The sequence below is a fragment of the Algoriphagus terrigena DSM 22685 genome (assembly GCF_000429445.1).
In the GTDB taxonomy this organism is placed as follows: domain Bacteria; phylum Bacteroidota; class Bacteroidia; order Cytophagales; family Cyclobacteriaceae; genus Algoriphagus; species Algoriphagus terrigena.
This window is the reverse complement of the sequence record NZ_AUBW01000004.1, coordinates 292,226-309,509: the sequence shown is the minus strand read 5'-3', so window position 1 is coordinate 309,509 and position 17,284 is coordinate 292,226. Positions and strand designations below refer to the sequence as shown.

22 protein-coding genes and 1 tRNA gene are annotated in these 17,284 nt (G+C 47.8%); 9 read left to right on the top strand and 14 right to left on the bottom strand.

Annotation, left to right across the window (positions count from 1 at the left end):
• Positions 1-79: 79 nt before the first annotated feature.
• On the top strand, positions 80-1,375 hold the full coding sequence (locus G459_RS0103785) for a UDP-N-acetylmuramoyl-tripeptide--D-alanyl-D-alanine ligase (protein ID WP_026966453.1): 1,296 nt from the start codon (positions 80-82) through the stop codon (positions 1,373-1,375).
• Here G459_RS0103785 and G459_RS0103780 read toward each other — a convergent pair.
• Complete coding sequence (locus G459_RS0103780; RefSeq protein WP_026966452.1) at positions 1,368-1,787, bottom strand: PIN domain-containing protein; 420 nt, start codon at positions 1,785-1,787, stop codon at positions 1,368-1,370. The genes G459_RS0103785 and G459_RS0103780 overlap by 8 nt on opposite strands.
• On the bottom strand, positions 1,777-2,046 hold the full coding sequence (locus G459_RS0103775; RefSeq protein ID WP_026966451.1) for a DUF6364 family protein: 270 nt from the start codon (positions 2,044-2,046) through the stop codon (positions 1,777-1,779). The genes G459_RS0103780 and G459_RS0103775 overlap by 11 nt, the downstream gene beginning before the upstream one ends.
• A 159-nt stretch (positions 2,047-2,205) precedes the next feature.
• Here G459_RS0103775 and G459_RS0103770 point away from each other — a divergent pair, with 159 nt between their 5' ends.
• Positions 2,206-2,883, top strand: coding sequence for a DUF2461 domain-containing protein (locus G459_RS0103770; RefSeq protein ID WP_026966450.1), 678 nt, complete (start codon positions 2,206-2,208; stop codon positions 2,881-2,883).
• 96 nt (positions 2,884-2,979) lie between these two features.
• Here the strand turns inward: G459_RS0103770 and G459_RS0103765 are convergent, their stop codons facing one another.
• The 7 genes from G459_RS0103765 to G459_RS0103735 all read right to left on the bottom strand — a co-directional run bounded on the left by G459_RS0103765 (position 2,980) and on the right by G459_RS0103735 (position 6,559).
• Positions 2,980-3,804: a Cof-type HAD-IIB family hydrolase gene (locus G459_RS0103765; protein ID WP_026966449.1), complete on the bottom strand. Its 825-nt coding sequence runs from the start codon at positions 3,802-3,804 to the stop codon at positions 2,980-2,982.
• A 77-nt stretch (positions 3,805-3,881) separates the two neighbouring features.
• Complete coding sequence (locus G459_RS0103760) at positions 3,882-4,301, bottom strand: hypothetical protein (RefSeq protein ID WP_026966448.1); 420 nt, start codon at positions 4,299-4,301, stop codon at positions 3,882-3,884.
• A gap of 32 nt (positions 4,302-4,333) precedes the next feature.
• The gene (locus tag G459_RS29770) at positions 4,334-4,546 is read right to left on the bottom strand and encodes a hypothetical protein (protein ID WP_157373266.1); all 213 of its coding nucleotides are present in this window, start codon (positions 4,544-4,546) and stop codon (positions 4,334-4,336) included.
• Between the two features lie 554 nt (positions 4,547-5,100).
• A complete protein-coding gene (locus G459_RS0103750; protein ID WP_026966446.1) occupies positions 5,101-5,361 on the bottom strand; it encodes a GIY-YIG nuclease family protein in 261 nt (86 codons plus the stop codon).
• Positions 5,362-5,417: 56 nt separating this feature from the next.
• Positions 5,418-5,491 (bottom strand) — tRNA-Ala (locus G459_RS0103745).
• A gap of 154 nt (positions 5,492-5,645) precedes the next feature.
• On the bottom strand, positions 5,646-6,254 hold the full coding sequence (gene recR / locus G459_RS0103740; RefSeq protein ID WP_026966445.1) for a recombination mediator RecR: 609 nt from the start codon (positions 6,252-6,254) through the stop codon (positions 5,646-5,648).
• 11 nt (positions 6,255-6,265) lie between these two features.
• Complete coding sequence (locus G459_RS0103735; protein WP_026966444.1) at positions 6,266-6,559, bottom strand: ATP-dependent Clp protease adaptor ClpS; 294 nt, start codon at positions 6,557-6,559, stop codon at positions 6,266-6,268.
• Positions 6,560-6,610: 51 nt separating this feature from the next.
• Between G459_RS0103735 and G459_RS0103730 the strand changes: the two genes are divergently transcribed.
• A complete protein-coding gene (locus tag G459_RS0103730) occupies positions 6,611-8,056 on the top strand; it encodes a sodium:solute symporter (protein ID WP_026966443.1) in 1,446 nt (481 codons plus the stop codon).
• Here the strand turns inward: G459_RS0103730 and G459_RS0103725 are convergent.
• Positions 8,053-8,391: an MGMT family protein gene (locus tag G459_RS0103725; RefSeq protein ID WP_026966442.1), complete on the bottom strand. Its 339-nt coding sequence runs from the start codon at positions 8,389-8,391 to the stop codon at positions 8,053-8,055. The genes G459_RS0103730 and G459_RS0103725 overlap by 4 nt on opposite strands.
• Complete coding sequence (locus G459_RS0103720) at positions 8,372-9,265, bottom strand: mechanosensitive ion channel family protein (protein ID WP_026966441.1); 894 nt, start codon at positions 9,263-9,265, stop codon at positions 8,372-8,374. The genes G459_RS0103725 and G459_RS0103720 overlap by 20 nt, the downstream gene beginning before the upstream one ends.
• Before the next feature lie 59 nt (positions 9,266-9,324).
• Between G459_RS0103720 and G459_RS0103715 the strand changes: the two genes are divergently transcribed.
• From G459_RS0103715 to G459_RS0103705, 3 genes are read left to right on the top strand one after another with little or no spacing between them, the layout of a single operon-like run.
• The gene (locus G459_RS0103715) at positions 9,325-10,002 is read left to right on the top strand and encodes an SDR family NAD(P)-dependent oxidoreductase (RefSeq protein WP_026966440.1); all 678 of its coding nucleotides are present in this window, start codon (positions 9,325-9,327) and stop codon (positions 10,000-10,002) included.
• A gap of 3 nt (positions 10,003-10,005) precedes the next feature.
• Positions 10,006-10,467, top strand: a complete 462-nt coding sequence (locus G459_RS0103710) for a nuclear transport factor 2 family protein (protein WP_026966439.1) — start codon at positions 10,006-10,008, stop codon at positions 10,465-10,467.
• A gap of 5 nt (positions 10,468-10,472) precedes the next feature.
• The gene (locus G459_RS0103705) at positions 10,473-10,928 is read left to right on the top strand and encodes a hypothetical protein (RefSeq protein WP_026966438.1); all 456 of its coding nucleotides are present in this window, start codon (positions 10,473-10,475) and stop codon (positions 10,926-10,928) included.
• Between the two features lie 7 nt (positions 10,929-10,935).
• Here the strand turns inward: G459_RS0103705 and G459_RS0103700 are convergent, their stop codons facing one another.
• The gene (locus G459_RS0103700) at positions 10,936-11,361 is read right to left on the bottom strand and encodes an META domain-containing protein (protein WP_026966437.1); all 426 of its coding nucleotides are present in this window, start codon (positions 11,359-11,361) and stop codon (positions 10,936-10,938) included.
• Between the two features lie 531 nt (positions 11,362-11,892).
• Between G459_RS0103700 and thrA the strand changes: the two genes are divergently transcribed.
• Genes thrA through thrC form a run of 3 tightly spaced genes read left to right on the top strand, consistent with a single transcriptional unit; the run spans position 11,893 to position 16,580 of the window.
• Positions 11,893-14,343 carry a bifunctional aspartate kinase/homoserine dehydrogenase I gene (gene thrA, locus G459_RS0103690; protein WP_026966435.1) on the top strand — a complete coding sequence of 817 codons (2,451 nt, stop codon included), beginning with the start codon at positions 11,893-11,895 and terminating at the stop codon, positions 14,341-14,343.
• Positions 14,343-15,278: a homoserine kinase gene (locus G459_RS0103685; protein ID WP_026966434.1), complete on the top strand. Its 936-nt coding sequence runs from the start codon at positions 14,343-14,345 to the stop codon at positions 15,276-15,278. Before thrA ends, G459_RS0103685 begins: the two co-directional genes overlap by 1 nt.
• Positions 15,279-15,281: 3 nt before the next feature.
• Entirely contained in the window at positions 15,282-16,580 is a 1,299-nt protein-coding gene (thrC, locus tag G459_RS0103680; RefSeq protein ID WP_026966433.1) for a threonine synthase, read from the top strand.
• A gap of 36 nt (positions 16,581-16,616) precedes the next feature.
• On the opposite strand, the gene G459_RS0103675 is transcribed toward thrC, so the two are convergent.
• A complete protein-coding gene (locus G459_RS0103675) occupies positions 16,617-17,021 on the bottom strand; it encodes a type II toxin-antitoxin system VapC family toxin (protein WP_026966432.1) in 405 nt (134 codons plus the stop codon).
• Positions 17,018-17,269 (bottom strand): DUF6364 family protein, encoded by a 252-nt coding sequence (locus tag G459_RS0103670; protein ID WP_026966431.1) that lies wholly within the window; start codon positions 17,267-17,269, stop codon positions 17,018-17,020. Before G459_RS0103670 ends, G459_RS0103675 begins: the two co-directional genes overlap by 4 nt.
• Positions 17,270-17,284: the final 15 nt, after the last annotated feature.

Genomic DNA, 17,284 nt, shown 5'->3' with positions numbered 1-17,284 from the left:
AAACACCAAAATAAAACGAAACAAGCGTCCCAAAGATGTAGATCATTGCGTTATTTTGGGTACAAATTTTCGGCAAAAAATGAATTTGGATATTCTTTACCAGCTCTTCCTCAAAAGTACCGGCGTCAGCACAGACACGCGGAAAATCAATCCCGGCAATCTCTTTTTTGCACTGAAAGGACCGAGCTTCAATGCGAATGACTTCGCCGCCAAGGCTTTGGAGATGGGTGCATCCGCGGTGGTGATCGATGAAGCGGCGTATTTTGTCGAGGACGATGAGCGGTATTTTATCTGCGAAGATGTCCTGACGACCTTGCAGCGGCTGGCCAATCACCATCGCCGACAGCTGAATATTCCTGTGATTGGACTGACCGGATCAAATGGAAAAACCACCTCCAAGGAACTTTTGAATGCAGTTTTGAAGCAAAAGTTCAAAACAGTCGCCACCGTTGGTAATCTGAATAATCATATCGGCGTGCCGCTGACTTTGCTTACGATTGGAACAGATGCTGAGATCGCGATCATTGAGATGGGAGCCAACAAACCCGGAGACATAAAGGAGCTGTGCGATATAGCCGAGCCGACTCATGGATTTATCACCAATATTGGTCGGGCGCATCTTGAGGGAATGGGAGGGCCGGAGGGAGTCCTACGCACCAAGACGGAGTTGTTTCAGTTTTTGAGAGAGAATCAGGGGACGGTTTTCATCAATTCTCAGGATCCGATCCTGGCCAATCTTGCGAAGCGATTTGAAAAGCCGATACTTTATCCAGCCAAGGGAGACTTTTGCGAAGTCACTTTTGTCGAAGCTAACCCTTTTGTGAAGCTTGTTGCCGAAGGGGTAGACGGTGAGCAATTGACTTCTCTGATCGGAGCTTACAACTTTGGGAATATCGCCTCTGCGTTGACTATAGGCAAGTTTTTTGGTGTGCCAATGGAAAAAGCTGTTCAGGCAATCATCGACTACAAGCCGGCAAATATGCGCTCTCAGTTGGTCGAAAAGCGGAGCAATCTGATTATACTGGATGCCTATAATGCAAATCCATCCAGCATGGAAGTGGCGATTCGGACTTTCGGACAGATGACCGGGAAAAAGCACAAGATGCTCATCTTGGGCGATATGTTTGAGCTCGGAGATCATGCAGAAGCGGAGCATCGTCGGCTTGGCGAGATCGTCAGCGAATACCCGATCGACAAGGTTTGTTTCACCGGAAAGCTGATGGTTTCTGCTTTGGACAAGGCCCCAAAAGCCCTGTATTTCCCTGATCCTTTTTCCCTGAGAAACTGGCTCGAAGACAGCAAGCTGGAGGATTATTTAATCCTGATCAAGGGCAGCCGCGGGATGAAACTAGAGGGTTTGGTGGATTTTATTTGAAAAGCGCCAAGAAAGATTCCGGAGTGTAAATTGCCAGTTGAGATTTTCGGTAATCGGCGGTGTTTCGGGTGATGATGCCTTTGATTTGCGGTTCCTGCAAAGCTGTGAAATGTTGGACGGCATCCTCGAAATCGGGAAAACCACTTTTCATTGCAGAGAAGATTTCTTTTTCTCCTACTGAAAGAATTTTAACCAAATCTGTCAACTCCTCTAATAGAAGTAGGCTTTCTTCTTTGCCGACTGCCTTCGTACACATGTAATGCACATTGGCAATTGCCAAAGACGATACAAAAACTTTTACTCGGTTGTTGAAAGACAGTTGGAAAATCTGTTTGGCACCAATGTTAAATGGCGCTCTTTTCAACAAAAAGTCTAAGATGATATCAGAGTCTAAAAAATAACTATCGGCCATATTTTTCCATCAAGGCCTTGGTAAGTTCTTCTTTGTAATCAAACTCTTCGCCTTCCTTTTTTAAGATTCCTTCAAACCGGAGGAAACTTTCGGGGAGAGGCTTTAGATCCTTTTTTTGTAAAGGCTCCTTATCGATCATGGAAAGATGCTTGAAATAATTCTCCACCAACGAGGAAAGACTTTGACCCTGTCTCGCTGCAAATTCTTTGGCCTTTTCAATCACATCTTTTTCGAGGGTAAGTGTTAATTTCGTATTCATCGCACGTGTAGGTTTTCCAATTTCAACACGTGTAAAATAGAGAAAAAGTTCAACATTGCGGTCAGTTTTGTCGCTGTTTTTTACCAGGATCTAAACTCCCTTCGATTTTATGGGGTTAGATAGATTCATTAATTTCCAATTCATAATTCTCAATTCCCTATGCGCCCCTACCTCGCCTTTCTCTCCGCCCTCGCCGAACACAATTCCAAAGAATGGATGGATGCCAATAAGAAATGGTATTTGGACACGAAGGAGGAGTTGCTGGAAGACGTGGCGACGATGCTGAAACAACTCTCCGAGATGGAGCCGGAGCTGTTGGCTTTCAAGCCTAAGGATTGTGTCTTTCGTCAGAACCGGGATGTTCGCTTTTCTGCAAATAAAAATCCGTACAAAACCAACTTCGGGATGTATTTTGCCCCAGGAGGGAAGAAGTCTCTTGGGCCGGGATATTACGTGCAGATCCAGCCTGGCAATTCATTTTTGGCGGGAGGGATCTGGATGCCGGAAGCAGATACGCTGAAGAAAATCCGCAAGGAAATCGACTATAGCGGAGCAGAGCTGGAGCAAATCGAAAATGATCCCCAGTTTAAAAAGCTGTTTTCAAAAATCGAGGGAGAAAAACTCAAAACAAGTCCCAGAGACTACGAAGCGGATCATCCGTATATCGAATACCTCAAACTCAAAAGCTACACCGTCTCGCATCCGATCTCCGACAAGGCAATTGATTCGGGCGTTTTTATCCAGTTTGCGCTAGACGGCTTTCGCAAGATGAAGCCCTTCAATGATTTCTTAAGTCGGGCGATTGAAGAAGTAGAGGACGGTTCCGGGATTTTGTAAGATTCGAGACCTTAGAATCAAGAGACAGCCCTTCGACTCCGCTCAGGACGACAATCGTGTCAGACTGAGCAGAGTCGAAGTTGATCACAAAAAACCTCAAATCTCGACGCTCAAACTCAGGATCCGCTCCAGGGTTGCAGCTACTCCATCTTCTTTGTGGTGCAGCGTGACCTCTTTGGCTACCGCTTTTACTTCCGCTCGGGCATTACCGACGGCGACTCCCCAACCCACGCTTTGGAGCAAGTCGATGTCGTTGTAGTTGTCACCAAAAGCAATGACCGACTCCATGCCGAAGTCGTATTCATGGGCAAGGATTTTTCGCAGACCGGTAGCTTTGGAAATCGCCCTCGGAGCGATTTCGAGATAAGTGTCGCTGGAACGATACAGGTGCAAATCCTTCGCGTGCTCGAAGTGAAGTTCACCAAACAGCCAGGCGATTTCATTGGAATCTCCCATGCACATTACCTTGTGAGCGCCAGAGTTGCCCTTAGACCATAGGCTGAGGACGTCCTCAGCCCGCATCCAGGTATAGTTTACTTTGGTGTGTTTCACTTCACGCTGCGACCAATAGTCGTCCTTCTCCTCGTACCAGTTTTCCCCCTGATAGAGGCTGATGTGAATGTCCGTGCCTTTGGTGATTTTCAGGATTTTGGCGACCAAATCTACCGGGATGCTCACGTCCTCCAAAACTTCTCCCGTCGAGCTCAGCACAAACCCGCCATTGTAGCTGATCAGCGGTTGTGAGCTGCGCCCCAGATCTCTCACCAAATGCCGCATGGCGTCGGGCATGCGCGAGCTGGCCAAGATTACAGGTGTCTGAATGGGGAACTGGCCGACGATAGATTTGATTCTCGGAGAAAGATCCCGGATGGAGTTGAGGAGAGTTCCGTCGATATCGGAACAGAAAGCTTTAAAATTCATCAGTTTAGGGAATGCAAATGATAGGGTAATCAAAGGCTAAGTAAAAGGGGCTGACTTTATTGCAATTCATGCCAGAATCAAAAATCTTTTACATCAAACGTATATTCTTGCATCGCGATATTTTTCGGATCGGAAGGATCGGATTGAAGAAATTGGATGGTGATTTTTTGATATTCAGCGGAGTTCTCGAAGTCTTTGAGATAAAGCTCGGCACATTTCCGCGCCAAGATCTCGGGCTGATTTCCCAAAATGGCAGGATCGCCGTTTTCTAACTTCAGGAAAATTGTACTCTCGACTTCTTCATCAGTGGTCGACTGGCTTAGGTTTACGCTCATCCCCTGAAATCGCCCGATTGCCCGAATTTCCTCTGAGGGCATAAATCCGGCGCCCATGACAGTCTCCATTCCTTTGAAAGCAAAAGAAGCAATATCTTCCGGCTCACAGGAGCAAGAGGTGAAAGCCAAGGTGACAAGAATCGTGAAAAGTCGGTTTCGCATGGTGGAAGTAGATCATGCGAAAATAAGAATTCTCAGTTAGATCTTTTGGAAATCAGCAAAATGGCTCGCTGGGCTTGCGACTGGTCCGGATTGGAAGAATCGGGGTAGGGAAGTACGTCGATCAGCTTTACGGTATATTCTGCCGTAGAAAATTGCCCCGGGAATCCACTTGCGCTTTGATTGGTGCTGAGCTTGAGGTCAAAATCTTCGGCTTCGATCTTAAGTTTCCCCTCAATCACGATCATCCCACCCCAAATGCAAATTAGATCCGCTGGACACCGGGAGTCCTCAATTTTCAAAAGCGTAACAGAGATGTTTTTGGGGCAATTTTCCAGGGTTTCGTTCAATCCGATCTTAAACTCTTCTCCGATTTTGAATCCACGGCATTCGTCATCACACGAAGTGAGGAAAGAAACAAGCAAGAGGAAAAGCAAAAAGTGTTTCGTTCGAATTAGATCAGGATCCATATTAGAAAAGCTGCGAAAACGAAGTCAAGACGGATTGGAGGTTTAGAATGCTACTGAGGGGCATAACATTGATGTAAAGGCGCTCTAGCCGCCGAAAATTCTAAAAAGAAAAGGGCCTGCATCTCTGCAAACCTTTGAAAGTGGAGGATAACGGATTCGAACTGATAGACTTCCCGCTCGCTAGCGGGACGCCCTAGGCAACTAAGTTGGGGAGGGATGGAATGAAAAAAGCCTCACATTGCTGTGAAGCTTTCAAGTGGAGGATAACGGATTCGAACCGATAGCCTGTCCCGACGAATGAAGGGAACTTTCCGGAATGCCTTCGAGAAGCTCTAGCCAACTGATCCAGTTGAAGAAATGAGCCACTCGATGTATTTCCGACTTTTTTTGCGCTTGATTTCGAGTTCCCTTTTGAGAGCCAAGGACCGGTTTTCAAGTGTTTGGGAGTATTTGATGGTCCATTCGGGCGCGCCGGCTTTGGTGGAAGGAGTAAGCCCGGAGTTGTGGTGTCTTAGTCGGGAATCAAGATTTTCGGCTGATCCGACGTAGTAGTTTCCTGTTTTAGAAGAAAAAAGGATGTAGACAAAATACATGGCCCAGACTACAAAAGGTCAAAAAAAGAAAGGCAGTCCGAAAACTGCCTTCGAAGTGGAGGATAACGGATTCGAACCGATGACCTCTACACTGCCAGTGTAGCGCTCTAGCCAACTGAGCTAATCCCCCATGTATGTCAATTTCTACGGATTCGAAGCGATAATCTCCCCGAATGCCTTCGGGACGCTCTAGCCAACTGAGCTAATCCCCCTTGTCCGTTCAGGGCTTTTCCTGAATCGGAGTGCAAATATAGAACGGGAATGGTTCCTCGCAAATAAATCTTTTAATCCTGAGCGTAATTTATTCTTGTCAGGATACTTCTGCCGAGCGTAACCTCGTCTGTAAACTCCAATTCTCCGCCTACGGGGATGCCTCTGGCGATCGTACTTACTTTGACGCCGCTTTCTTTCATCCTTTTGCACAAATAGAAAGACGTGGTGTCGCCCTCCATGGTCGCGGAGAGCGCCAAGATAATTTCTGAAACTTCCCCCTGCGAAATTCGGTCCAGCAGTGTTTCAATTTTTAGTTCTTCCGGCCCAATGCCCTGAATCGGAGAAATCACCCCGCCCAGCACATGATAAAGCCCCTGATATTGGTTCGTGTTTTCGATGGCTAGGACGTCGCGTATATCCTCTACGACACAGATGATGGCCCGGTCTCTCCGGTGGCTTTTGCAGATGCTGCATTCCTCCTGATCGGAAATATTATGGCAGTGCTTACAATAGCGGATCTCGTCCCGCATCCGGGTCAGTGAGAGCGCCAGTGCCTCGGTGACGACTTCATTTTGCTTCAACAGATGGAGCGCCAAGCGCAAAGCAGTCTTTTTTCCGATTCCCGGTAGGCGGGAGATCTCGGTGACAGCATCTTCAATTAACTTGGAGGGGAAATTCAACTGACTTGAAATTAAAGTATTGCTGCCTGGATTCCGGCGTCAAGGATGGCTTCACACATGGGTTTGAGTTCTTCCTTTGAGCCTCTTTTTACCGCACATTTTCCTCGATAGTGGATTAGCAGCGTGCATTGTTCGGCTTGTTCATGGGAATGCTTGCAGACTTTCATCAGCACCGCGGTGACATGCTCGAAGGTATTAAAATCGTCATTAAAGACCACCAGATCAAGAGCTTCCTGATCGAGTAAATCCTCCAGAAGGATTTCCGACTCCTCAATGTAAGGGAGGGATATGCTAAGTTGATTCATTTTGCAAAATTAAGAATATTGGACAACTTAGCGACCCACTCGCTGCTCTTTATGAATCCCCAAGTCGTTTTGTTGGTCATTTCGGCCTATTTTATTTTACTTTTTTTGATTTCCTGGTACACGTCGCGCAAAGTAACCGCTGAAACGTTCTTTACCGGTGACCGTCAATCGCCTTGGTTTTTGGTGGCCTTTGGGATGATCGGAGCTTCCTTGTCGGGAGTGACTTTCATCTCCGTCCCAGGTGAGGTGGGAAACACAAATTTTTACTATTTCCAGGTGGTGCTCGGGTATATCGTGGGGTACTTTACGATTGCCAAGGTCTTACTTCCGCTTTATTATCGGCTAAATCTGATTTCGATCTATTCTTACCTCGAGGACCGCTTTGGCTTTTGGTCGTACAAGACAGGTGCTTTCTTCTTCATTCTATCCCGTGCTTTGGGCTCTTCGCTTCGGCTGTATCTGGTTGCCAGCGTCCTGCAGTTGATTCTTTTTGATTCGCTGGGTGTTCCTTTTTGGGTGTCAGTGTTGATCACGGTCGGATTGATCTGGCTTTACACGTTTAGAGGAGGGATCAAAACCGTGGTATGGACGGACACACTTCAGACCGCGTTTATGCTGGCTGCGGTCGTGATCACTATTTTCTTCATCGGCAACGAACTCGGGCTGAAAAGCCTCGGAGATTACATTTCGTCAGTGGCGGACGACAGCCGATCGGAGATTTTCAACTGGGACTGGAAAGCCGGCACCAACTTCTTCAAGCAGTTCGTCTCGGGAGCATTCATCACCATCGTCATGACCGGCTTGGATCAGGACATGATGCAGAAAAACCTGACCTGCAAAAACATCGGAGACGCACAGAAGAATATGTTCTGGTTCACGATCATCTTGGTGATTGTCAACTTGCTGTTTCTTTCACTCGGAGTCATGCTTTACTTGTACGCGGAAAGCAAGGGGATTTCACTTCCAGCCAAGACAGACCAGCTTTTTCCATTATTGGCGACCGAACATTTCTCAGCTTTTACGGCGATCATTTTTGTCTTGGGGATTATTGCGGCGGCATATTCCAGCGCGGATTCCACGCTGACTGCGCTGACCACTACCTTTTGCATTGATTTTCTGGAAATTGAAAGGAAGTACGCGCCCGAAAAGCGGGTGCAAATCCGCAAAAAAGTACACATCGCGTTTACCGCTTTGTTTTACCTGCTGATCTTGGCGTTCTACTGGCTCAACGATCAAAGTGTGATCAACTCGGTTTTCATCATCGCAGGATACACTTACGGGCCACTTTTGGGACTTTATGCTTTTGGTCTTTTCACGAAGTGGAAAGTCAAAGACAAGTGGGTGCCTTATCTCGCGGTGCTGGCTCCACTGCTGACTTTTGCTGTCGCTTCTAATTCCGAAAGATGGCTATGGGGGTACAAATTCGGCTTTGAAGCGCTGATTTTGAATGGGTTGCTGATGTTTATCGGGTTGTATCTCCTGAGGAGAAAAGACTAAATCCCCAGCTCCTTATCCGGATCCCAGAAGACCTTGTCAAAGTCCTGAACCCGGTCGTTTTCGACCCGCACTCCATCCGCTTCCAAGAGCTCCTGCATCTTCGTGGGCGTTTCAAAGTGTGCCTTCCCTGTCAAGAGCCCCTGTCGGTTGACCACGCGCTGGGCAGGCACGTCGGGCATTGTGTGAGCGGCATTCATGGCATATCCGACCATCCTGGCGCCGCTTTTTAGCCCCAGATAATGCGCGATGGTGCCGTAGCTGGTCACTCTTCCTCTGGGGATCTCTCTCACCACCTGATAGACCAGGTCAAAATAGTTAGGCTTTTCGTTGCTCATGGGTCCAGTCGATCAGGGCTTGGTTGATTTCTTTTTTAAGTGAGATCTCTGCTGCTTTCTCTCCCGTTTTGATTGGGAACTGGAATCTCACCAGCACGGTGTCGGCTTTTCGTTCCAACACATTCAGCTGTGCGCCTTCCGGGCGGGCGGTGTCTTTTGATTTCTGGAGAATGGATACGAGTTTTTCTTCCAATGGCCCCAGATGGATTTCATTGATTGCTGACATCTCTACGTCGAAGATGACCTGATGTGTATTGTTTTTGGAAAAGTTGACTACATCCGAAGTCAAAGCCATGTTATTTGGGATCAGGATAATTTCGCCCGAGTCACTTTTCAACACGAGATTGATTAAGGTGATGTCGCGGATAAAACCGGTGTGTCGACCTACCTGGATTTTGTCCCCGATCTCGAGTTGATCCGAAAACATCATGATCAGTCCATTGACGATGTTGGTGATGTAGTCTTTTGTCAACAGTGCAATCGCAGCTGCGACGATCGTGATGCTGGTGAGAAACTCAAGTGGGCGAATCCCAAAGGCGAGCATCAAGCTGATCAAAAGCGCGATGCTGTTGAGTATTCCCGCTATCCGATCCACGCCAAGAATGAAGTTTGGCTGTAGTTTGTAGTCGTCCCGCTTTCGCAGGTAAATCCTCAGCGTGAGGAATCCCCCAAGGGAAACGATCAGGTTGGCGCTGAGCAGGAAAATGAGTGCTCGGATGATGTGATTCAGTGATGTGTACTCATCCAATATGGGTCTCATGATGGTTTCTCCACCGTAGAGAAATCCCAAACCGAGCAACAGAATAAGTTTTATTGCAAAATTCCTTCTGCGGACATTCTCCTTGTCCTGAATACTGCTTTTGAGGTGATTCATGTTCCAATCGAAAAATAAAACCTAATTTTAGCAATTATCGGAATGAAATCAGACCATACATGAGTAGAAATATTATTGTGACGGGTGCTGCTGGAGGTCTTGGCAGGGCAGTGGTAGACAAATTCAAGCGGGAGGGATATCATGTAATTGCGTTGCTGAGACCCGGACATGAGGAGGCGGTGGAGGAAGCCGACGCCAACTATGAAGTCGACGTGACCAGCGAAGAAGCTGTGGCTGAGTTTGTTCGGGAATACCAGATGCAGTATGGCGAGCTGGATGCGATAGCGATGCTGGTTGGCGGATTTGCGATGGGCAATGTGGAACAAACCACGCAAACGGAGCTGACTAAGATGTTTCAGCTGAATTTTTTCAGCGCTTTTCAGATGGTTCAGGGATTTTTGCCGTTGGTGAAGAAACAGCAAAAGGGAACGTTCCTTTTTGTCGGTGCCAGACCAGCACTTCAGCTGCAGGATGCTACCGGCTCTTTGGCTTATGCGTTAAGTAAAAAGATGGTGATCTCTCTGTCGGAGATTTTGGCCGAAGAGATAAAAGGCACCGACATCCGTACCCACGTATTTGTGCCAAGCATCATTGATACTCCGGCTAACCGGGAAAGCATGCCCGATGCGGATTTTGGCAAATGGGTGAGTCCTGCCGAGATCGCCGAAGCAATGCACTACGCGGTGAATACACCTTCGCTGCGAAATATGACCTTTAAACTCTATGGAGGAGTCTGAGCTATGAAAAAGACAATCCTGTTATCAGTAATTTTGTGCTGCGTGCTTTGTTTTTCCGCATTTTCGCAGTCGGAAGAGAAAGAAGTGGAAGCCGTGATCAAAAGTTTGTTTGACGGCATGCGGGCAAAAAATGCCGAACAGGTTGCAGCGGCGTTTTCAGCCGATGCAATCATGCAGACCATCATCTCCAAGCCGGAAGGCAATTCGGTCGGTACCAACTCAGTGGGTGATTTTGCCAAAAGAATCGGATCTACTCCGGCGGAAACGCAACTTGATGAGCGAATCTCCGACTATCAAATCAAAGTCGATGGCGCGATGGCCACAGCCTGGACTCCCTACAGATTTTACCTCAACGGAAATTTCAGCCATTGCGGAGTCAATTCCTTCCAGCTGGTGAAAATGGCCGATGGCTGGAAGATCGTGTACATCATCGACACCAGAAGAAAAGAACCTTGTGAAGAGTAAATTTTATGAATGAATTCAAAGCCAAAGTCTATCAGACGGCAATTACCCAGTTGAAGGACAAAGAAGCCCTTCTCAGTACGGAGCGCAAAAACATCATCGAAAGCATCCTCGAAGATGAGAAAAGCAGCGCCGGAGACAAATTTGAGACGGGGAGAGAAACCATGACCCAAGATCTCAACACCATCGAAGGACAGATCAAGCAGGGAAAAAATGACCTGGAGGAGCTCTACAGATTACACACGATCAAAGACACTCCGGCAAGTGTCCAGGAAGGCGCTTTGGTCAAGCTTGGAGCGGATTGGTTTCTGATCGCTGTAAGCATTGGAGCGGTCAAAGTGGACGACTCCAAAGTGTTTTTGATGAGTAAAAATTCCCCCTTGGGAGAATTGTTGATCGGCAAGAAAAAGAAAGATCAGGTGAATTTCCGTGGGAAAACGCACCTGATCGAGGAATTGGTCTGATCCGATTCTAATCTATTTTGGGAGAAAAGCTCATCAGCTCGGTGGTTCCATCCATCAGGATGAGCTTTTCTTTTTCAAGCTTGAAATTCTTGGCTTTTTCAAATTCAGCTAAAAATTCATTCTCTCCATTTCCCGGACAGGCTTTTCTGGTCATCGCACCTGGGTCAAGTTTGATCGCACTCGGTTCTCCCAGCTCAAACTCTCCCGAGAAGTTGTTGCATCCAGCAAAACCGGAAAGCCTGCCACCGTCCAGAAAGCTCAACGTCGGAACTCCCGCGCTGAACTTGCCGAGGTCAGGTTCAGCACCCAAAAAGGAGGAAAGCACCCAGGGTTTAGCTGTAAGAGTGGAGAGTGGATTTAGGTTTGCGGTACTGCCGCATCCGCTAAAAAATAGGATCAAGAGACCCAGTAAAATACCATGGAACTGTTTCATAAGAATAGGATTAGCCTTTCTGGAAGTTAACGAAATCCTCCGAAAATCGACTAGCCGCCATTGAGGCAAAGGTTGTCGTCTGCAGACGAGCACATTGTCAAAAGGTTAAATTTTCACTACTAACAATGAATAAATTCTATAAAAATCGACAAAGTCTGTGGTTTTGTTTGGTCAAACGGTTTTTTCGCTGTAACCTTGCCACGTCAACTATCCACCCATGGTACTTGCAGCTAATTCATTTTTATTCGATAAAACACGTTCCCAAAAAGGAATGTGGGCTGCTGTTTTTTTTACCACGACTACCGGTATGACCACGATGATTACGGGGTGACCCGTTATAATCATTAGTGCTCGCTCCCCGAGGCCTATATTTGGGCCAGTTTTAAGTTTCCAGAATTTATTCCAGTCTTTTATGAAATCCAGCATGAAGCAAGTTAATTCCAGTGAGATGGTTTTAAATCATGCGAGATTCTCCCGATCCGCCTCGGCGCACGGGACAGGCAATGAGACCCTAAAAAATATTTTAAACACATGAAAATCATCAAGTTTGGAGGTTCATCCGTAGCGAACCCCGAGAATATCCGAAAGGTATTTGCAATCCTTCAGGACAAGCTGAAGCATCACGAAATAGCCGTCGTTTTTTCAGCTTTTGGCGGAGTCACGGAAAGCCTCCTGACGATTGCAAGACTGGCGCGGGAGGGCGACCAAGCCTACCGGGATCTGCTCCAGACTTTGGAAGAGAAGCACCTGGACATCGTGCGCCAGCTGATCTCTGTGCAAAATCACTCTTCGGTGATGACCTATGTCAAGGTGAGGTTCAAGGAGTTGGAAGACCTCTTTCACGGCATTTTCCTGATCAAAGAAAATTCAGCCCGGACGCTGGATTATGTTGCCAGCTTCGGAGAGCGTCTTTCGGCATTCATTCTTTCGGAAGCCATGGCTGGCAAAGGCATCAAAACGCAGTTTGTCGATGCGCGTGACCTGATCCGTACCAACGACCGCTTTGGTCAAGCCAGAGTCGACTATGAGGTGACCAACTCGCAGATCAAAGAATACTTTTCGAAGAATGACGGGGTGAAAGTCATTACCGGCTTTATCGCCTCGACTGTCAAAGGCGAAACGACCACCCTGGGCCGATCTGGCTCGGATTACACCGCTGCCATCTTCGCTGCTGCTCTAGAAGCGCAGGATCTAGAAATTTGGACAGATGTGTCGGGGGTTTTGACCTCCGATCCGAAGCTCGTTTACACCGCTTTTACCATTCCTCAGCTGAGCTACAACGAGGCGATGGAGCTTTCGCACTTTGGTGCCAAAGTGATCTTCCCCGCCACCATGCAGCCGGCGATGAAGAAGAGCATCCCGATCTACATCAAAAATACATTCGAGCCGGAAAACCCCGGAACACTCATCAATGGCGAAGTAAGCCATGGAGCTCTGATCAAAGGGATCAGTTCCATGTCCAACATTTCAATCGTGACCGTCCAAGGTGCAGGATTGATTGAGGGTGGAGCCACGGTGAGCCGCGTTTTCAAAGCCTTGGCAGAGGCCAAAGTTAACATTGTATTGATTTCCCAGGCCTCCTCAGAGCACAGCATTTGCCTGGCCATCAAGACTCACGAGGCCTATCTGGCCAAAGAGGCGATCGAAAAGGAATTCTACTACGAGATCAAATCCGGGGAGATGGATCAGGTTTCTCTGCTTCAAGGTCTGGCCACGATTGCTGTGGTGGGAGAAAACATGAAGCAAAACCCAGGCGCTTCCGGACGGATGTTCCGCGCTTTGGGAAGAAACAATGTCAATGTAGCAGCGATTGCACAGGGAAGTTCCGAGTTGAATATCTCAGCGGTAATTCCCCAGGTTGACTTGCAAAAGGCTCTCAACGCGCTCCACGAGGCATTTTTTCTTTCAGAAAACAAAGTATTGCACGTCTTCTTGGTAGGTACCGGACTCATCGGTCAGGCGCTGATGAAGATGATCGCTTCGCAGCAACACAAGTTGCTGAAGGACAACGAGCTCGATGTACAGATTCACGGCTTGGCCAACAGTCGTTTTATGGCTTTCCATGAAGATGGGTTTGACTTGAAAAATCCGCATCAGTTGAGCGAGGTAGACGAGCCAACGAACCTGGAGAAATTTGTCCAGAAGATGGAAGAGATGAACTTCTCCAACTCGGTATTTGTCGACTGTACGGCGAGTCAGGAAGTGGCGGATGCCTATTCCAGAGTGTTGGAAGCCAAAGTCGCTATCGTGACGCCAAACAAAAAGGCAAACTCCAGCTCGATGGAGCAGTATCGTGCGCTGAAAAAGATTGCGAAGCGCCGCGGAGTCAAATTTCTCTATGAAACCAATGTCGCCGCAGGACTTCCGGTGATCAATACCCTTCAGGATCTGATGCTTTCTGGCGACAAAGTGATCCGAATCGAAGCGGTGCTGAGCGGCTCGATGAACTTTATTTTCTCAGAACTCGAAAACGGAGCGCCGTTCTCTGAGGTCGTGAAAATCGCCAAAGAAAAAGGCTACACTGAACCCGATCCAAGGGACGATCTGTCTGGGATGGACGTCGCGAGAAAGATCCTGATTCTCGGCCGTGAAGCTGAGCAGGAGCTGGAGTTTAGCCACATTACCATCCAGAGCATGGTGCCGGAGGATTGCCAGGAGATGCCATCTGTTGATGTCTTTTTTGAAAAACTTCAAGGTCATGATGCGGATTTTGCCAGGCTTTTGGCAGATGCCAAAGCCAAAGGCGAGAAGCTCCGATTTATGGCCACGCTGGAAGATGGTGTTGCCAAAGTGGGGCTGAAGTCTCTACCGGAATCACATCCTTTCTCCAGCTTGAAAGGTTCTGACAATATGATCCTGCTGACTACCGATCGCTATCATGACCGCCCGATGATCATCCGTGGCCCGGGTGCCGGAGCCGACGTGACCGCCGCCGGTGTGTTTGCAGATGTGATCCGAATCGGTAACTATACCCGGGAGTGATGCAGTCAGTCAGAGCGTTTGCGCCAGCCACCGTTGCCAACGTGTCCTGCGGATTCGATATTCTCGGATTTGCGATCGATGCGATGGGCGACGAGGTGGAGATTCGACTAAAAGACGAGCCGGGACTGGTCGTGATTTCTATCGAAGGAGATCACGGGAGACTTCCCTATGAGGTGGAGAAAAACACCTGTGCCGTAGCCATTCAGTCCATGCTCGACGAAATGGACAAGCAGGTGGGAATGGAGATTTACCTGAAAAAGGGCCTTCCCTTAGGTTCAGGCATGGGCTCCAGTGCAGCGAGTGCTGTGGCCGCTTTGGTGGCTGCCAATCGGCTGTTGGGCGAACCTTTCGAAAAGAAGGGCCTGCTTCCATTTGCCATGGCTGCTGAAAAAGTCGCCTGTGGAGCGGGACATGCGGACAATGTTGCCCCGAGTTTACTCGGAGGTTTTGTGTTGATTCGCGACTATCATCCTCTGGACGTGATCAAATTGCACGTGCCGGAAGGCCTGCATTGCACGCTTTTGCATCCGCACTTTGAGTTGAAAACCTCGGATTCCCGGTCTGTTTTGCGTGACAATGTCTCACTGAAGCATTCCACCATCCAGTCTGGAAATGTGGCGGGACTAATCGCCGGTTTGTTTCAGGAGGATTTCGAATTGATCGGCCGCTCGCTCAGAGACGTGATCGCTGAGCCGTATCGGGCGACTTTGATTCCTGGTTTTTATGAAACAAAAGAAGCAGTGAAACTAGCTGGGGCGCTGGGAATGGGGATTTCGGGTTCTGGTCCCACGATGTTTACGCTTTCCAAAGGCGAAGAAAAATCCCAGGCTATCATCCAGGCTGCTCAGCAGGTCTATGACTCGATCGGACTTGGAGTCGATGCCTACCATTCTGCGATCAATACCCGCGGAGCCTATATTCTTGAAGAAAAATAAGTCATGCAGTACTTCAGTACCAATAACCCCAACCATAAAGTTTCGCTTTCTCAAGCAGTCATCAAAGGTCTCGCGCCGGACAACGGCCTGTACATGCCGGAGCGAATTCCGGTTTTGTCGCAGGAGCTGATCGAAAGCTTCTCCGACAAGAGCTTCCAAGAGATCGGCTATGATGTGATTGGGGCGCTCTTTTCGGAGGATTTGAGCGAAAGCCAGATCAAAGAACTGGTCGATCATACGCTGACTTTTGATGCGCCGCTGGTGCAAGTGGAGGAGGGTGTGTACAGCTTAGAACTTTTTCACGGGCCGACTTTGGCGTTCAAGGATTTCGGGGCGAGGTTTTGCTCCAAGCTGATGAGCATGCTGCACGGTAAAAATGACAAAACCGTGCGAGTTCTCGTTGCGACTTCTGGAGATACAGGAAGTGCGGTGGCGAATGGATTTCTCGGAGTGGATGGAGTTGAGGTGATTATTCTGTTTCCGAAAGGCAAAGTCAGTCTGCTTCAGGAAAAGCAGTTTACTACCTTGGGACAAAACATCACAGCCCTGGAAGTAGAAGGAGTTTTTGATGACTGTCAGATTCTGGTTAAACAGGCTTTTTTAGATCCGGAATTGAATCAGAAACTATTGCTGACCTCAGCGAATTCCATAAACATCGCCCGCTGGATTCCCCAGTGTCTGTATTATTTCTATGCGTATTCCCGATTGCCGAAAGACGGGAAAAAGGTCGTTTTTGCAGTGCCAAGCGGGAATTTTGGAAATGTTGGCGCGGGGATTTTGGCGCAGCAGATGGGCCTACCGATCGATCGCTTTGTGGCGGCAACCAATGTGAACAAGGTCGTGCCCGACTATCTAAAGGGCGAAGCTTTTGAAGCAAAGCCGTCGATTCAGACGGTTTCCAACAGCATGGACGTGGGCAATCCAAGTAATTTTCCCCGCCTACTTGCGCTCTATGGAGGCGACGAAGCCAAGTTCCGGGAGAACGTCAGGGGCTATTTCTACGCCGACGAAGAGACCGTCCAGGCCATTCAGGCTGTCAAGCCATTAGGCTATACCCTGGATCCGCACGGGGCAGTGGGATATTTAGGCCTGAAAGACTTTATGTCTGAGAATCCGGATTATGTGGGCGTATTTTTAGAAACTGCTCATCCTGGCAAATTTCGGGATGTGGTTGAAGAAGCCTTGGGCGAGGAACTGGTCTTGCCGGAGCGATTGGCGGCTTTCCTCGATGGAGAGAAGAGCGTGATCCCGATGGGAAAAAGTTTCGAGGGGTTTAAGGGGTTTTTGGAGGGGTTGGATTAAGAAGGTTATTGATGATAGTATCATATGATAATATTATCAAACCACCTCCCATGGCTCAAAAACAGCGACTTGACTAGACTTAAAATCTTTCTTGTTCCTCGTGATGATTCCTTCAAGTCCGGCAATGCTGGAAGCACAAAAATGTTGGACACCATCTTCCAAGTCTTTAAAATCCGAAAGTAAGGCTTGTTCGATGTGAGCTTTTCGAGTCGGTTGAATTTCCAGAAAATTGAGAAGACGAGTGATTTTGGCTCTACTCTCGCTTTCCCCGATTTCTTTGGAAATGATATAATAGCTGGTCAAAATCGAATTGTCCGAAGTCCAAAGCTGCCATTCCCTTACTCTGGATTTATCTAGGATTTCTAAGGCATATTTTCCAAAAGGTAGACGGTTGCCCAAAAAGTCCAGGAGAATATTGGTATCTAAAAAGTACTGCTTCATCCGAGGTGTTTTTCACTTAGAATTTTTCTAATCGCCTCTTTTTCATTTAAATCTGAGGATAATTTGACTGAACCAAAAAGCCCTCTGAACTCTACAGGAAGTTTGGACTTCTCTATTTCTTGTGCGGCAAGTTCTTTTTTTAGATAGGATTCTACCAAATCCGAGAGACTTTTCCCCGAATTACTTGCGAATTCCTTGGCTTTCTCAATGGTCGATTTTTCTATGGTAAGAGTAAGCTTGGTTTTCATCACACGTGTATTTAT

Coding starts and splice junctions, on each gene's coding strand:
- G459_RS0103670 (WP_026966431.1), bottom strand. CDS start 17,269: ATGAAAACCAAGCTTACTCTTACCATAGAAAAATCGACCATTGAGAAA.
- G459_RS0103685 (WP_026966434.1), top strand. CDS start 14,343: ATGCAGTCAGTCAGAGCGTTTGCGCCAGCCACCGTTGCCAACGTGTCC.
- G459_RS0103715 (WP_026966440.1), top strand. CDS start 9,325: ATGAGTAGAAATATTATTGTGACGGGTGCTGCTGGAGGTCTTGGCAGG.
- G459_RS0103760 (WP_026966448.1), bottom strand. CDS start 4,301: ATGCGAAACCGACTTTTCACGATTCTTGTCACCTTGGCTTTCACCTCT.
- G459_RS0103705 (WP_026966438.1), top strand. CDS start 10,473: ATGAATGAATTCAAAGCCAAAGTCTATCAGACGGCAATTACCCAGTTG.
- thrC (WP_026966433.1), top strand. CDS start 15,282: ATGCAGTACTTCAGTACCAATAACCCCAACCATAAAGTTTCGCTTTCT.
- G459_RS0103675 (WP_026966432.1), bottom strand. CDS start 17,021: ATGAAGCAGTACTTTTTAGATACCAATATTCTCCTGGACTTTTTGGGC.
- G459_RS0103725 (WP_026966442.1), bottom strand. CDS start 8,391: ATGAGCAACGAAAAGCCTAACTATTTTGACCTGGTCTATCAGGTGGTG.
- G459_RS0103785 (WP_026966453.1), top strand. CDS start 80: ATGAATTTGGATATTCTTTACCAGCTCTTCCTCAAAAGTACCGGCGTC.
- G459_RS0103770 (WP_026966450.1), top strand. CDS start 2,206: ATGCGCCCCTACCTCGCCTTTCTCTCCGCCCTCGCCGAACACAATTCC.
- G459_RS29770 (WP_157373266.1), bottom strand. CDS start 4,546: ATGATCGTGATTGAGGGGAAACTTAAGATCGAAGCCGAAGATTTTGAC.
- G459_RS0103710 (WP_026966439.1), top strand. CDS start 10,006: ATGAAAAAGACAATCCTGTTATCAGTAATTTTGTGCTGCGTGCTTTGT.
- thrA (WP_026966435.1), top strand. CDS start 11,893: ATGAAAATCATCAAGTTTGGAGGTTCATCCGTAGCGAACCCCGAGAAT.
- G459_RS0103765 (WP_026966449.1), bottom strand. CDS start 3,804: ATGAATTTTAAAGCTTTCTGTTCCGATATCGACGGAACTCTCCTCAAC.
- G459_RS0103775 (WP_026966451.1), bottom strand. CDS start 2,046: ATGAATACGAAATTAACACTTACCCTCGAAAAAGATGTGATTGAAAAG.
- G459_RS0103700 (WP_026966437.1), bottom strand. CDS start 11,361: ATGAAACAGTTCCATGGTATTTTACTGGGTCTCTTGATCCTATTTTTT.
- G459_RS0103750 (WP_026966446.1), bottom strand. CDS start 5,361: ATGTATTTTGTCTACATCCTTTTTTCTTCTAAAACAGGAAACTACTAC.
- G459_RS0103730 (WP_026966443.1), top strand. CDS start 6,611: ATGAATCCCCAAGTCGTTTTGTTGGTCATTTCGGCCTATTTTATTTTA.
- G459_RS0103735 (WP_026966444.1), bottom strand. CDS start 6,559: ATGAATCAACTTAGCATATCCCTCCCTTACATTGAGGAGTCGGAAATC.
- G459_RS0103780 (WP_026966452.1), bottom strand. CDS start 1,787: ATGGCCGATAGTTATTTTTTAGACTCTGATATCATCTTAGACTTTTTG.
- G459_RS0103720 (WP_026966441.1), bottom strand. CDS start 9,265: ATGAATCACCTCAAAAGCAGTATTCAGGACAAGGAGAATGTCCGCAGA.